General features: G+C 71.1%; 13 protein-coding genes. 5 read left to right on the forward strand and 8 right to left on the reverse strand.

The annotated features are described in order from the left end of the window. On the reverse strand, window positions 1-1,506 hold a 1,506-nt coding region (locus CCN42_RS31740), incomplete at its 3' end, for an FAD-binding oxidoreductase (protein WP_086740786.1). A 398-nt stretch (window positions 1,507-1,904) separates the two neighbouring features. Between CCN42_RS31740 and pstS the strand changes: the two genes are divergently transcribed. The 4 genes from pstS (at window position 1,905) to pstB (ending at window position 6,045) form a co-directional block, all read left to right on the forward strand. Next, on the forward strand, window positions 1,905-3,029 hold the full coding sequence (gene pstS / locus CCN42_RS31745) for a phosphate ABC transporter substrate-binding protein PstS (RefSeq protein WP_086170076.1): 1,125 nt from the start codon (window positions 1,905-1,907) through the stop codon (window positions 3,027-3,029). Between the two features lie 128 nt (window positions 3,030-3,157). Beyond that, window positions 3,158-4,165: a phosphate ABC transporter permease subunit PstC gene (gene pstC, locus CCN42_RS31750; protein WP_086740773.1), complete on the forward strand. Its 1,008-nt coding sequence runs from the start codon at window positions 3,158-3,160 to the stop codon at window positions 4,163-4,165. Further along, the gene (gene pstA, locus CCN42_RS31755; RefSeq protein ID WP_086740774.1) at window positions 4,162-5,223 is read left to right on the forward strand and encodes a phosphate ABC transporter permease PstA; all 1,062 of its coding nucleotides are present in this window, start codon (window positions 4,162-4,164) and stop codon (window positions 5,221-5,223) included. The genes pstC and pstA overlap by 4 nt, the downstream gene beginning before the upstream one ends. Window positions 5,224-5,268: 45 nt before the next feature. Continuing rightward, complete coding sequence (gene pstB, locus CCN42_RS31760) at window positions 5,269-6,045, forward strand: phosphate ABC transporter ATP-binding protein PstB (RefSeq protein ID WP_086170079.1); 777 nt, start codon at window positions 5,269-5,271, stop codon at window positions 6,043-6,045. Between the two features lie 105 nt (window positions 6,046-6,150). Here the strand turns inward: pstB and CCN42_RS31765 are convergent, their stop codons facing one another. Both CCN42_RS31765 and CCN42_RS31770 read right to left on the reverse strand, forming a co-directional pair. Further along, a complete protein-coding gene (locus tag CCN42_RS31765; RefSeq protein ID WP_086170080.1) occupies window positions 6,151-7,149 on the reverse strand; it encodes an inorganic phosphate transporter in 999 nt (332 codons plus the stop codon). 7 nt (window positions 7,150-7,156) lie between these two features. Further along, a complete protein-coding gene (locus CCN42_RS31770) occupies window positions 7,157-7,777 on the reverse strand; it encodes a DUF47 domain-containing protein (protein WP_073941751.1) in 621 nt (206 codons plus the stop codon). Between the two features lie 213 nt (window positions 7,778-7,990). Between CCN42_RS31770 and CCN42_RS31775 the strand changes: the two genes are divergently transcribed. Continuing rightward, the gene (locus CCN42_RS31775) at window positions 7,991-8,362 is read left to right on the forward strand and encodes a metal-sensitive transcriptional regulator (protein ID WP_086740776.1); all 372 of its coding nucleotides are present in this window, start codon (window positions 7,991-7,993) and stop codon (window positions 8,360-8,362) included. Window positions 8,363-8,365: 3 nt separating this feature from the next. Here CCN42_RS31775 and CCN42_RS43485 read toward each other — a convergent pair whose 3' ends face one another. From CCN42_RS43485 to CCN42_RS31800, 5 genes are all read right to left on the reverse strand, one after another. Further along, on the reverse strand, window positions 8,366-8,542 hold the full coding sequence (locus tag CCN42_RS43485; RefSeq protein WP_167551853.1) for a hypothetical protein: 177 nt from the start codon (window positions 8,540-8,542) through the stop codon (window positions 8,366-8,368). Between the two features lie 108 nt (window positions 8,543-8,650). After that, complete coding sequence (locus tag CCN42_RS31780) at window positions 8,651-9,493, reverse strand: SCO4651 family lipoprotein (RefSeq protein WP_086740778.1); 843 nt, start codon at window positions 9,491-9,493, stop codon at window positions 8,651-8,653. A gap of 355 nt (window positions 9,494-9,848) precedes the next feature. Further along, window positions 9,849-10,274 (reverse strand): NUDIX hydrolase, encoded by a 426-nt coding sequence (locus CCN42_RS31790; RefSeq protein WP_086740782.1) that lies wholly within the window; start codon window positions 10,272-10,274, stop codon window positions 9,849-9,851. Continuing rightward, entirely contained in the window at window positions 10,271-11,353 is a 1,083-nt protein-coding gene (locus tag CCN42_RS31795) for a CHAD domain-containing protein (protein WP_086170085.1), read from the reverse strand. The genes CCN42_RS31790 and CCN42_RS31795 overlap by 4 nt, the downstream gene beginning before the upstream one ends. Then, window positions 11,334-13,709, reverse strand: a complete 2,376-nt coding sequence (locus tag CCN42_RS31800) for an RNA degradosome polyphosphate kinase (protein ID WP_386582826.1) — start codon at window positions 13,707-13,709, stop codon at window positions 11,334-11,336. The genes CCN42_RS31795 and CCN42_RS31800 overlap by 20 nt, the downstream gene beginning before the upstream one ends. Between the last annotated feature and the right edge of the window lie 141 nt (window positions 13,710-13,850).

The raw sequence follows: 13,850 nt of genomic DNA on the forward strand, positions 1-13,850 counted from the left end.
CGGCGCCGCGGCGCCGTAGTACGCCGTGCGCCAGTCCTTCAGGGCCGGGTCCGTGTAGTTCTGGTAGGCCGCGCCCGAGGCGTACGGGCGCATCGCCCCGTGGGCGGAGTCCAGCCAGGCCCGGGCGGCGCCACCGGACGTGCCCGCGCGCCAGGAGACGAGGTACTGGGCGAGCATCCGCGAGCGGCGGTGCACGAAGGCCGTCGCCGTGGGGGAGACCCGGTTGACCGCGCCGCCCAGCGCGGTGAGCGCGATGCTGCCCGCGCCGCCCCGCACCGACGTGATCCGGCCGAGGAGGGCCTGGATGCCCGCCGCGGACAGCGAGCGGTCGAAGAAGTCGGAGCGGGCCGCGTACGTCTCCCGGGCCAGCGCGCCCTGCGGGGTGCGGCCCGGGGTGGTGCCGGGCAGGTGGCACTGGGCGTCCGAGGAGAAGGAGGCGCAGCCGGCGTAGATCTCCATCGCCTCCTCGTAGGAGCGGCGGCGCAGGGAGACGCCGGACGCGGAGGCGCCGACGCGGTCGGCGAGCCGGTCGACGGCGTTCTGGAGCCCGCCGTAGGTGCCGAGGGAGAAGGCCGCGACGGAGATCGTGGGGTTGCCTCCGGCCGCGCGCGCCAGGTGCAGGGACGACCAGATCTCGTCGGGCTGGGCCGGTCCCCACTCCTGCCAGGCCTTGATCACGGCGGCGGCCTTCGACCAGGGCCAGGTGAGGTAGCCGGTGACCGCCTGCGGTGCCGGGTGGGTGCGGAAGCGCAGCTCGGTGACGACGCCGAAGTTGCCGTTGCCCGCGCCGCGCAGCGCCCAGAAGAGGTCCTTGTGCTCGCGGGCGTTCGCGGTGATCCGCTTGCCGTCGGCGGTGACGAGGGTGGCCTGGGTGAGGCTGTCGCAGGTCAGGCCGTACGCGCGGGAGACGACGCCGTGGCCGCCGCCGAGGACGAGGCCGGAGACGCCGACCGTCGGGCAGGAGCCGGCGGGGATCGTGGCGCCCTTGGCCGCGAGCGCTCGGTAGACGTCGATCAGCTTGGCGCCCGCGCCGACCACCGCGGAGTCGCCGCTCGCCCGCACCGTGTTCAGCCGGGACACGTCGATGATCAGACGGCCGTTGCCGGAGGACCAGCCCGCGTAGGAGTGGCCGCCGTTGCGGATGGCGACGCGCAGTTCGTGGGCGCGGGCGTAGGCGAGGGTGGTGGCGATGTCGTCGGGGTGGGCGACGTAGGCGACGGCGGCGGGCCTCAGGGAGTCGAAGCGGGTGTTGTAGAGCTGGCGGGCAGTGGGCCAGGCGGCGTCGCCGGGGCGGATCAGGGCGCCGTCGAGGTCGCGGGCGAGGGCGCCCCAGCCGTCGGAGGCCCGGGTGGACCGGCTGGTGGTCAGGGCCGGGGACGCGGCGCCGGTGGGGGCCGCGGGCGTCGTCGGGGTCGCCTGGGCACGGTCCGTGCCCGAGCAGGCCGCCGCCGAGAGGGCCGCCGCGAGGGCAGCCGTGCCGCCGCCGATGAACGTACGCCGTTCCATGTGCCTGCCTCCGCCGCGAGCGTGCTGTCGTGGAACGAGACGGGGGCGGCGGGCCGGGGGTTCCACACCCGATCGTGTACTCCCTTCGGTGACGCTAAGTGGTGTACCTTCCACACAAATACCCCTTTTGCTCTCTGTCGGGGAGTCTGCGGTGCTGAGACCCGTGCGTGCCGGGGCCGGGACCTTCGTGTGCCCTCCCCGTGAGCATTCCGTGACCTCACCGCACCGTCCGCAGGGGTTCACCCCCCGTTCACTTCCGGCCATAGGCGGCTTCACCTGTTCTGCCTAATTTCGGCCTTGCTGACGACGAACGCGCCCCTCGGATCCCGCGTCCGTCTCACCCACACTTCGCACGCCGCCGGATTCAGGACGGCGGCTCCCGGAAGGAACTCCCGAAAGTGAAGCTTCAGCGCATGAACCGGCGGGCCCTCACCCTCGGTGCTCTCGCCGTCTCCGGCGCCCTGGCCCTCACGGCGTGCGGCTCCGACGACACCACCGGTGCCGGGGACCCGACGGGGGGCGCCAAGGCCACGGGTTCCATCAAGTGCGACGACGCCCAGGGTCAGCTGCTCGCCGACGGCTCGTCCGCGCAGAAGAACGCCATCGACGCGTGGGTGAAGCAGTTCACCTCGCAGTGCAACGGTGTTCAGATCAACTACAAGGGTGGCGGCTCCGGCGCGGGCATCACCGCGTTCACCCAGGGCCAGGTCGCCTTCGCCGGTTCCGACTCCGCGCTGGACTCCGAGGAGATCGCCGCCTCCAAGAAGGTCTGCTCCGGCGGCCAGGGCATCGACCTGCCGATGGTCGGCGGTCCGATCGCGGTCGGCTTCAACGTCTCGGGTGTGGACAGCCTCGTCCTCGACGCGCCGACCCTCGCCAAGATCTTCGACAGCAAGATCACCAACTGGAACGACCCGGCGATCGCCAAGCTCAACCCGGGCGTGAAGCTGCCGGACCTCAAGATCCAGGCGTTCCACCGCTCCGACGACTCCGGTACGACGGACAACTTCACCAAGTACCTGCTCGCCACCACGCCGGGCAACTGGAAGTACGAGGGCGGCAAGACCTGGCAGGCCAAGGGCGGCCAGGCCGCCGCGGGCTCCTCCGGTCTCGCGCAGCAGGTGAAGCAGACCAACGGCGCCATCGGCTACTTCGAGCTGTCGTACGCCAAGGACGGCATCAAGACCGTCGACATCGACACCGGCGCCGGCACCCCGGTCAAGGCCACCGTCGAGAACGCCACCCAGGCCATCGCCGACGCCAAGGTCGTCGGCACCGGCAAGGACCTCGCCCTGGAGCTGAACTACGCCACCAAGGCCGAGGGCGCCTACCCGATCACCCTCGTCACCTACGAGATCGTCTGCGACAAGGGCAACAAGCAGGACACCCTGCCCGCCACCAAGGCCTTCCTGCGCTACATCGCCAGCGAGGACGGCCAGAACGTCCTGGCGCAGAACGACTACGCGCCGATGCCCGCGGACATCATCGCCAAGGTCCGCACGACCATCGAAGAGCTGAGCTGACCCGAGTGCGGTCCGGTCCCGACCGGGACCGGACCGCACCGTCCGGTGCACCGCCGCCCGGAGCCGCGCCCCGCGCACGGCTCCACCGAGCCGCCCGACCGACGCGGCTCCGCAGACCGGAGAACCCGATGGACATAACCACAGCACCCACCGACGCACCCCCTCCTCTCTCCCAGCCCAGCCCCACCGAGCAGAAGCGCGCGGCCCGCGGCGCCACCCGGCCCGGCGACCGCATCTTCCTCGGCCTGTCCCGCGGCTCGGGCATCCTGCTGCTGGTGATCATGGCCGCCATCGCGGTCTTCCTCACCTGGCGGGCCGCCCTCGCGATCAGCGAGGACGAGGGCAACTTCCTGACCACTTTCGAGTGGAACACCCAGGCCCAGCCGCCGGTCTTCGGCATCGCCGTCCTGGCCTTCGGCACCGTGGTGTCCTCGATCATCGCCATGGTCATCGCGGTCCCGATCGCGGTCGCCATCGCGCTCTTCCTCACCCACTACGCCCCGCGCAAGCTGAGCGGCCCGATCGCCTATGTGATCGACCTGCTCGCCGCCGTGCCGTCCATCGTGTACGGCCTGTGGGGCGCCCTGATCCTCGTACCGAACCTGAACGGCCTCTACGCGTGGCTGGATCAGTACCTCGGCTGGACCGGCATCCTCGAGTGGAACGGCGGAGCCCCCCGTTCCATGTTCACCGTCGGCGTCCTGCTCGCGATCATGATCCTGCCGATCATCACCAACGTGAGCCGCGAGGTCTTCCGCCAGGTCCCGCAGATGCACGAGGAGGCGGCCCTCGCCCTCGGCGCCACCCGCTGGGAGGTGATCCGCATGGCGGTCATCCCCTTCGGCCGCTCCGGCGTGATCTCCGCCTCGATGCTCGGCCTCGGCCGCGCCCTCGGCGAGACCATGGCCGTCGCCACCGTGCTGTCCCCGTCCTTCGAGATCCAGGCCAGCCTGCTCGACCCGGGCGGCGGCACCTTCGCCCAGAACATCGCCAGCAAGTTCGGTGAGGCCTCCGAGTTCGGCCGGGACGCGCTGATCGCCTCCGGTCTCGTCCTCTTCGTCATCACCCTGCTGGTCAACGGCGCGGCCCGCGCGATCATCGCCCGCCGCAAGGAGTACTCGGGGGCCAACGCATGAGCCACGCCGTCGTCACCGACAAGCGCCCCAGCAGCCTGCGCGGCGCCCAGCTGCCCAAGTGGTCCCCGTGGGCGATCGCGGCCGGCTCGCTCGCCGTCGCGGTCGGCATCGGTCTCGCCGCCGGGCTGCACAGCCGCATCCAGTGGGGCCTGATCGCCGCCCTCCTCTTCATCGCCGGCACCTTCGGGATCGCCGCGCGCGTCGAGGGCAAGCGGCAGGCCAAGGACCGGGTCGCGACCTCCCTGGTGTGGGTCGCCTTCCTGATCGCCGTCGTCCCGCTGGTCTCCCTGATCTGGGTGACCGTGCAGCGCGGTATGAAGGTCCTCGACGGGTACTTCCTCACCCACTCCATGGGCCTGGTCGCCGACTCCGAGCCGGGCGGCGGCATCTACCACGCCATCCTCGGCTCCCTGGAGCAGGTCGGTCTCGCCACCGTCATCGCGGCGCCGATCGGTGTGCTCACCGCGATCTACCTGGTGGAGTACGGGCGGGGCAACCTCGCCCGCGCGGTCACCTTCTTCGTCGACGTCATGACGGGCATCCCGTCGATCGTCGCCGGTCTGTTCATCCTCAGCCTGATGCTGATCTTCGACATGCAGCCCTTCGGGTTCGCCGGCTCGCTCGCGCTGGCGATCCTGATGATGCCGGTCGTCGTCCGTTCCACGGAGGAGATGCTCAAGCTCGTCCCGAACGAGCTGCGGGAGGCGTCACTGGCCCTCGGTGTGCCGAAGTGGCGCACGATCCTGAAGGTGGTCCTGCCCACCTCCATCGGCGGCATCACCACCGGCATCATGCTGGCGGTCGCCCGTATCGCCGGTGAGACCGCGCCGGTGCTGCTGCTGGTGTGGGGCAACCCCTTCATCAACGCCAACCCGTTCGAGGGCGCGCAGGCCTCGCTGCCGCTGTACATCTACCAGCAGTACGCCAACAGCGCCGGGTCCGGTGCGGCGTACGACCGTGCGTGGGCGGCGTCCCTGACGCTGATCGCCTTCGTGATGATCCTCAACCTGCTGGCGCGTGGCATCGCGCGCTGGAAGGCCCCGAAGACCGGTCGCTGACGCGGCCACCAGCGACCGATCAAGCATTCTGGAAGTGAAGCAATCATGGCCAAGCGAATCGACGTAAGCGGACTGACCGCCTACTACGGCTCCCACAAGGCGATCGAGGACATCTCGATGACCGTCGAGCCCCGCTCGGTGACGGCGTTCATCGGCCCCTCCGGCTGCGGCAAGTCGACGTTCCTGCGCACGCTGAACCGTATGCACGAGGTCACGCCCGGCGGGCGGGTCGAGGGCAAGGTGCTGCTCGACGACGAGGACCTGTACGGCCACGGGGTCGACCCCGTCTCCGTGCGGCGCGAGGTCGGCATGGTGTTCCAGCGGCCGAACCCGTTCCCGACCATGTCGATCTTCGACAACGTGGCCGCCGGGCTGCGGCTCAACGGGAACTACAAGAAGAACGAGCTGAGCGACATCGTCGAGAAGTCGCTGCGCGGCGCGAACCTCTGGAACGAGGTCAAGGACCGCCTGAACAAGCCGGGCTCCGGGCTCTCCGGTGGTCAGCAGCAACGCCTCTGCATCGCCCGCGCCATCGCGGTCGAGCCGAACGTGCTGCTGATGGACGAGCCGTGCTCGGCCCTCGACCCGATCTCCACCCTCGCGATCGAGGACCTGATCGGGGAGCTGAAGGAGCGCTTCACGATCGTCATCGTGACGCACAACATGCAGCAGGCGGCGCGCGTCTCCGACCGTACGGCGTTCTTCAACCTCGCGGCGGTGGGGCAGCCGGGCAAGCTCGTCGAGATCGACGACACGGAGCGGATCTTCTCCAACCCGTCGGTGCAGGCGACGGAGGACTACATCTCCGGTCGCTTCGGCTGATCGCCATCGACTCCTCGCGGTGCTGCATGGCGGTGCCACCGTGAGGTCACAAAGGGCCCGCCCCTGGCTCCCGGGGGCGGGCCCGTGTGCGTGGTCCTGCCGTGCCTACAGGAACGCCAGGTGCACCAAGCCGTACGAGGCCGCCGCCACCGTCGCCGCCGCCGGCATGGTGATGAACCAGCCGAGGACGATGTTCTTGGCGACGCCCCAGCGGACCGCGTTCACGCGCTTGGTCGCGCCGACGCCCATGATGGCGGAGGTGATGACGTGGGTGGTGGAGATCGGCGCGTGGAAGATGAAGGCCGAGCCGAACATGATCGTCGCGCCGGTGGTCTCCGCGGCGAAGCCCTGCGGCGGGTCCAGCTCGATGATCTTGCGGCCGAGGGTGCGCATGATGCGCCAGCCGCCCGCGTAGGTGCCCGCCGACAGCATCACGGCACAGGCGATCTTGACCCAGATCGGGATCGGGTCGCCGTAGTCCTCGACGTCGGCGATGACCAGGGCCATCACCACGATGCCCATGGTCTTCTGGGCGTCCTGGAGGCCGTGGCCGAGGGCCATGCCCGCGGCCGAGACGGTCTGGGCGATGCGGAAGCCGCGCTTGGCCTTGTGCGGGTTGGCGCGGCGGAACATCCACATGATGGCGGTCATCACCAGGTAGCCGGCGAGCAGGCCGACCACCGGGGAGATGAACATCGGGATGACGATCTTCTCCAGGACGCCGTCCCAGTAGACGGTGGTCCCACCGGCCAGCGCCGCGCCCACCATGCCGCCGAAGAGCGCGTGGGAGGAGGACGAGGGCAGGCCGAAGTACCAGGTGACGAGGTTCCAGACGATCGCGCCGACGAGCGCGGCGAAGAGGATCCCCATGCCGGTGGAGCCCTCGGGTGTCTCGATCAGGCCCTCGCTGACCGTCTTGGCGACGCCGGAGCCGAGGAACGCGCCCGCGAGGTTCATCACGGCCGCCATCGCGAGCGCCGCCCGCGGGGTGAGCGCGCGCGTCGACACCGAGGTGGCGATCGCGTTGGCCGAATCGTGGAAGCCGTTGGTGTACGTGAAGAAGAGCGCGACCCCGATGGTCACGACCAGAGCGAAGGTGTCCATCGACGCCTCAGGACTCCTTGACGGCGATGGTCTCCACCGTGTTCGCCACGTGCTCGAATGCGTCGGCGGCCTCTTCCAGGACGTCGACGATCTGCTTGAGCTTCAGCACCTCGATGGCGTCGTACTTGCCGTTGAAGAGGTGGGCGAGCAGCTTGCGGTGGATCTGGTCGGCCTGGTTCTCCAGACGGTTGACCTCGATCCAGTACTCGGTCAGGTTGTCCATGGTGCGCAGGTTGGGCATGGCCTCGGCGGTCAGCTCGGCCGCCCGCGCGAGCACCTCGATCTGCTGCTCCACGCCCTTGGGCAGCTCGTCGACGTTGTAGAGGACGACCAGGTCGACGGCCTCCTCCATGAAGTCCATGATGTCGTCGAGGGACGAGGCGAGGGAGTAGATGTCCTCGCGGTCGAAGGGCGTGATGAAGGAGGAGTTCAGCTGGTGGAAGATCGCGTGCGTGGCGTCGTCACCTGCGTGTTCCGCTGCCCGCATACGCTCCGCGATCTCGGCCCGGGCGGAGGTGTCCGCCCCGAGCAGTTCCATCAGGAGCTTCGAGCCCGTGACGATGTTGTCCGCGGAGGCGGCGAACATGTCGTAGAAGCTCGTCTCCCTGGGGGTCAGACGAAAGCGCACGTGGGGTCCTCGGGATGCATCGGTTTCGGTCAGGCTGATGCTAGGCGCATCATCCGGCCACGGCTATCGGGCCGTCCCCCAGTGTCGCCCATCAGGCAGAGTTATCGGCACGGGGGCGGTGCACGGGGGGCGGTCCGGCCTGCCGGTAAGGGGCGCATACCCGGCAAAGTCCAGTACGATATACCCAGCAGGGGTATGTGGATGGAGGATGCTATGACGACCACCGAGGCCGGCGCGGGTGTGCCCGCCGAGGCCCTCGCGGAAGCTCCCGCGGAGGCCGTGGTGACCGATCACGACCGGGGGATCCACGGGTACCACCACCAGAAGGACGAGCACCTCAAGCGGCTGCGCCGGATCGAGGGCCAGATCCGCGGCCTGCAGCGGATGGTCGACGAGGACGTCTACTGCATCGACATACTCACGCAGGTCTCCGCCTCCACCAAGGCCCTCCAGTCCTTCGCGCTCCAGCTGCTGGAGGAGCACCTGCGGCACTGCGTCGCGGACGCCGCGCTCAAGGGCGGGGACGAGATCAACGCCAAGGTGGAAGAGGCCACCAAGGCGATCGGCCGGATGCTGCGCACCTGAGGCTCAGGCCGCCGGCGGCTCCGCGCGCTCCTCGGCCACCCGCAGGACCTGGTCGATGCTCTCCATGCTGAGCCGGTCCTCGGCGGCCGAGGCCGCGATGATCAGCTCTCCGCACAGCTCGATCTCGGCGAGGGCCACGTGGTCCTGAACTGCCGTACCGCCGGCCGGAGCCACGCGCATCACCTCTTCTCTGCCGTCACCGACTTCCTAGAGTAGGGAGCGCCCCTCACCCCGCGCATGGCACGGACGGGCTAGTTCCAGCCGGTCACTCCCGCCGGGCGCGGGCCCTCACTCCTCCGCGATGCGGCCCGCGTAGATGTCCTCGGCGGGTGGCAGACGGACGTCGGCGGGGGTGCCGAAGGCGTACAGCAACGTCGTGGAGGCCACCGCCACCGTCGCCTTCTCGCTGCCGTTGACGAAGCTGAAGCGGTGCCTGACCTTGCGGATCCGGCCCTCGTCGTCCAGGAACACGTCGAACGGGACCTCGGCCGTGGCGAACCCCTTCGCCGCCGCCGCGAGGGCCGCTTTTCCGCCGGGGGACGCCTTGCGCGCGGCCTCGGCGAGATCCGCGGTGCCGCGGTAGTGGTGGACCGGCGTGCCCGCGAGCTCGGTACGGCCGACATAGGTCGCCGTGCGGGCCCCGCGCAGCACCTCGGCCGCGGCGAACGGGTCGGTGGCGCCGCCGGTGACCAGATTGCCGTCGGAGAGGGTGGCGGTGTCGACGCGGACCCATTTGTCGGCGGGGACGCCGGCGCCGCGGTTCTTCATGTACAGCGCGCCCGGTGCGAGGACTTCGGTGATCGGGCGGTGCCCGGTCCGGCCCGCCGGGTCGTGCGGGAGCCGCACCTTCAGACGGCCGAGGCCACGCGTGTAGTCGTAGACGCCCTCGCCGCGGATGGTGACGCGGGTGCCGCCGGTGGCCATCTCCATCGACGTCCGCGCCTTCGAGGTGCGGGCGGCCACCAGGGCCTCGGCCGCCCGGTGCAGGACGGGGACCGCCTCGGCGGCGGGACGGGTGTCGTCGGCCGCCGCGCCGCTGCTCTGGCATCCCGTGGCGCCGAGACACAAACAGGCCATCAGCCCTGCCGCGACGACCGTCCCGCCCGCTCTGTCGTGCTGCCGTTCCGCCATCGCCTGCCTACCCCCAGTCAGCCGTCCGTCAGTCCGTCGCGGGCCTCTGTCGTCCGGTTAACGACGGGTAGGTTGGGCCGTCACGCGGCCGGGGCGGGGTGCCGTGCGGACCTGCGGAGCCGCACCGGGCGTTCACCTTGGCCGGGTACCGTGACGGCGTGACCGAGCAGGACCGGTTCGCCCCTGGCCGAAACGATGCGGAACACCGGGTCACCACGGTGGAGCAGGGGCCGTTTTGTGTGGCGCGGTGCAGCTGCGGCTGGCGCGGGCCCGCCCGCCGGGCGCGCAGCCAGGCGCGGACGGACGGGGCGGGACATGCCTCCGAGGGGTGAACCGGCGAACGCCCCGACGCCCCTCAGGACCGGCGCAGGGCGGCCAGCAGTTCGTCGACGAGTTCCCGGTCCCGGGGCTGGGTGAGGCGGGCGCGGGCCTCGGCGGGCGCCAGCCACACGATCCGGTCGACCTCGTCGCTCGGCGTGAAGGTTCCGGCGCCGGCCTCGGCAGCCCAGTAACGGACCTCCTTGGGACGGCCGTCCGCCAGGTAGTGCACGGTCGGCAGTTCCGCGCCCGGCGTCGCCGTGCGGCCGGTCTCCTCCTCGACCTCGCGCAGCGCACCGGCCAGCGGGTCCTCGCCGCGCTTGAGCTTGCCCTTGGGGTGCGACCAGTCGTCGTACTTCGGGCGGTGGACGAGACAGATCTCCAGCGTGCCGCCGGCCGGCGAGCGGCGCCACAGCACGCAGCCGGCGGCCAGGACGGGAGTGACCTCCGGGCCGCCGGTCACGGGGTGCCCACCGTCTGCTTCTGCCAGCACTGCTGGAACGCGAACCGGGCCGCCTCCACCTCGTGACGCTGGTCGGCGTGGAGCACGCCGAGGGCGTAGGCGGTGGCCGGGGCGATCCGCGGGGTGCGGGCGGCCGACGCCGCCGCCGCTGCCGCCTCCGAGGCGTCGCGGTGCCGGTTCAGGGCCTGACCGGCGGTCAGCAGGCGTACGTCCACCGGGGTGTTCTCGCCGTGCAGGACCTCACGGGCGTAGCGGTGCAGGCGCAGCAGGAGGCGGACCTGGTGCCAGGGGGCGTCCTGCGGGTGCGGGGCGGGGTCCGGGGAGAGGCCGTGGATCAGCGCCTCCGCGTTGTACGGGCTGCCCGCGGTGATCAGGGGGAGGGCGGCGACGGCGTCCGTCAGTCGCTCCTCCGCCGTGGCGGCGAAGGGGCGCAGGTCGGAGGCGGCCGCGGTGGTCGTCAGCGGGACCTCGCTGGCCAGTAAGGCGACCTTGTCGGCGACCGCGTGGAAGCGGGAGGAGCCGAGGGCCTGGAGGGCGGTGGAGTGGGCCCGGGTGCGGGCCAGGGTCAGCTGGCGGTCGAGGAGGGCGCCGGCCTTCGCCGCGCCCACGGTGAGGTTGCCGCGTTCCGGTGCCGGGGCGCGGGTCTCGCTCACGGCGCCGGCCGCCGCCGCGCCCGTCCGTGCCGCACCCGCGGTCCGGCCGCGCGCGGCCACCTCGACGTGGGCCGGGAACGCCGACGAGCCCGACAGGCGGTGCAGGGCGGCCAGGAGGCGGTCCAGGCGGGACGCGCAGGCGTGCTCCAGGGCCAGGGTGCCGGAGAGCCAGGCGAGTTCGGGGCGCATCGCCTCGGACCAGTCGGGGTCCAGCAGGGGGCGGAAGGTGTGGAGGCTGCCGCTGATGCGGCGGGCCGAGCGGCGCAGGGCCCGGGCCGCGTCGAGGGAGTCACCGGTTCCGGTCTCGCGGTGCTGGCGCAGCGCGCGCAGGAACTCGGTGGCCTGCGCGCGCAGATAGCCTGCCAACGCGTCCCCCGTCACCGGCTCGGCCAGCGGGTCCGTCGGTTCAAGGTGTTGCTGTGCCACGCCGGCGCCTCCGGGCGTCTATGAGCATCTCCTGGATGTTCCGCAGGGGACCGCCGTCCCCGTCCGTCGCGTGCCGGGTCCATTCGCCGTCGGGCCCCAGGTGCCAGGACGCGGTGGAGTCGGACATGCCGGTCTCCAGCAGCCGGTTGAGGGCGGCCCGGTGGGCGGGGTCGACGACCCGCACCAGGGCCTCTATCCGGCGGTCGAGGTTGCGGTGCATCATGTCCGCGCTGCCGATCCAGACCTCGGGCTCGCCGCCGTTGCCGAAGCCGAAGATCCGCGAGTGTTCGAGGAACCGGCCGAGGACCGAGCGGACCCGGATGTTCTCCGACAGGCCCGTCACGCCCGGCCGTACGGCGCAGATGCCGCGCACCCAGATGTCGACCGGCACGCCCGCCTGGGACGCCCGGTAGCAGGCGTCGATGACGGCCTCGTCCACCATGGAGTTGACCTTGATGCGGACGTGGGCGGGGCGTCCGGCGCGGTGGTGCTGGATCTCCTTGTCGATGCGGGAGATCAGGCCGTCCCGCAGGGACTTGGGGGCGACCAGCAGGCGCCGGTAGGTCTCGCGGCGGGAGTAGCCGGAGAGGCGGTTGAACAGGTCGGAGAGGTCCGCGCCGACCTGGGGGTCGGCGGTGAGCAGGCCCAGGTCCTCGTAGAGCCGCGCGGTCTTGGGGTGGTAGTTGCCGGTGCCGACGTGGCTGTAGCGCCGGAGCGTATCGCCCTCCTGGCGGACGACGAGCGACAGCTTGCAGTGGGTCTTGAGGCCGACGAGGCCGTAGACCACGTGGCAGCCGGCCTCCTCCAGCTTGCGCGCCCACTTGATGTTGGCGTGCTCGTCGAAGCGGGCCTTGATCTCGACCAGGACGAGGACCTGCTTGCCGGACTCGGCGGCGTCGATGAGCGCGTCGACTATGGGGGAGTCGCCGGAGGTGCGGTACAGGGTCTGCTTGATGGCGAGGACGTCCGGGTCCTGCGCGGCCTGCTCCAGGAAGGCCTGCACGGACGTGGAGAACGAGTCGTACGGGTGGTGCAGGAGGACGTCGCGCTGGCGCAGGGCGGCGAAGATGTCGGGCGCGGAGGCGGACTCCACCTCGGCGAGGTCGCGGTGGGTGCCGGCGATGAACTTCGGGTACTTCAGCTCGGGCCGGTCCAGGCCGTGGATGCGGAAGAGGCCGGTGAGGTCCAGGGGGCCGGGCAGCGGGTAGACCTCCGCCTCGGAGATCTTCAGCTCTCGGACCAGGAGGTCCAGCACCTCGCGGTCGATGGACTCCTCGACCTCCAGGCGCACGGGCGGGCCGAAGCGGCGCCGCATCAGCTCCTTCTCCAGGGCCTGGAGCAGGTTCTCCGTGTCGTCCTCCTCGACCTCCAGGTCCTCGTTGCGGGTGAGCCGGAAGGCGTGGTGCTCCAGGACCTCCATGCCCGGGAACAGCTCTTCGAGGTGCGCGGCGATGACGTCCTCGATGGGGACGTACCGGCCGGGGCTGCTCTCCAGGAAGCGGGAGAGCAGCGGGGGCACCTTCACGCGGGCGAAGTGCTTGTGGCCGCTGACCGGGTTGCGGACGACGACGGCCAGGTTGAGGGACAGGCCGGAGATGTACGGGAAGGGGTGCGCGGGGTCCACGGCGAGCGGGGTGAGCACCGGGAAGATCTGGTGCTTGAAGAGGGTGAACAGGCGGGCCTGCTCCTTCTCGGTCAGCTCGCTCCAGCGGACCAGGTGGATGCCTTCCTCCGCGAGGGCGGGGGCGACGTCCTCGTGGTAGCAGGCGGCGTGCCGGGCCATCAGCTCGCGGGAGCGGGCCCAGATCATCTCCAGCACCTCGCGCGGCTGGAGCCCGGAGGCGGACCGGGTGGCGACCCCGGTGGCGATACGGCGCTTCAGGCCGGCCACCCGGACCATGAAGAACTCGTCCAGGTTGCTGGCGAAGATCGCCAGGAAGTTCGCCCGTTCGAGCAGGGGCGTCTCGGGGTCCTCGGCGAGCTCCAGGACGCGCTCGTTGAACGCGAGCCAGCTGCGCTCCCGGTCGAGGAACCGGCCCTGGGGCAGCTGTCCGCCGTCCCCGTGCGTCTCCTCGTAGGAGTCCAGGTCGGCGTCGATGTCGGGTTCCAGATCGGAGACCGCCGCCGCCACGGTGTGCGGGCGGTGCGCTGCGATGGAGCCCACGGAGGGCTGGGCGTGCTGGACCTGCGGGACCGGTGCCTGGGCGTTCTGCTGGCTCATAGAGCCATTCTTCCGCGCCAGAGGGGAGACAGGCGCGTCGGAGGGGGCGGGCGGGAGCGCGGCGCCGGCGGCTGCGGTCCCGTTGCCCGTACTCCCCTCGGGCGGGGGCGAAGGCTCTGGCACGGCGGGCTTCATTCGGCGAGGGTCGCAAGTGTGTCTGAATCGATGGTTACGGCGACATGACGTGTGGGCTAGCGGGCGGCGGCTCCCGGGCGTCCTGGGGGTGGGTCGCGTGCGTCGCCGCCCCGGAGAGGGACGTGCGCGGTCCGGGGCGGC

Origin of the sequence: Streptomyces glaucescens, assembly GCF_002154375.1 — a bacterium.
In the GTDB taxonomy this organism is placed as follows: Bacteria; Actinomycetota; Actinomycetes; order Streptomycetales; family Streptomycetaceae; genus Streptomyces; species Streptomyces glaucescens.

Bases quoted from the DNA above. Each gene is read 5' to 3' on its own strand.
- pstC (WP_086740773.1), top strand. From the start codon at position 3,158: ATGGACATAACCACAGCACCCACCGACGCACCCCCTCCTCTCTCCCAG.
- pstA (WP_086740774.1), top strand. From the start codon at position 4,162: ATGAGCCACGCCGTCGTCACCGACAAGCGCCCCAGCAGCCTGCGCGGC.
- pstB (WP_086170079.1), top strand. From the start codon at position 5,269: ATGGCCAAGCGAATCGACGTAAGCGGACTGACCGCCTACTACGGCTCC.
- CCN42_RS31765 (WP_086170080.1), bottom strand. From the start codon at position 7,149: ATGGACACCTTCGCTCTGGTCGTGACCATCGGGGTCGCGCTCTTCTTC.
- CCN42_RS31775 (WP_086740776.1), top strand. From the start codon at position 7,991: ATGACGACCACCGAGGCCGGCGCGGGTGTGCCCGCCGAGGCCCTCGCG.
- CCN42_RS43485 (WP_167551853.1), bottom strand. From the start codon at position 8,542: ATGCGCGTGGCTCCGGCCGGCGGTACGGCAGTTCAGGACCACGTGGCC.
- CCN42_RS31780 (WP_086740778.1), bottom strand. From the start codon at position 9,493: ATGGCGGAACGGCAGCACGACAGAGCGGGCGGGACGGTCGTCGCGGCA.
- CCN42_RS31800 (WP_386582826.1), bottom strand. From the start codon at position 13,709: ATGAAGCCCGCCGTGCCAGAGCCTTCGCCCCCGCCCGAGGGGAGTACG.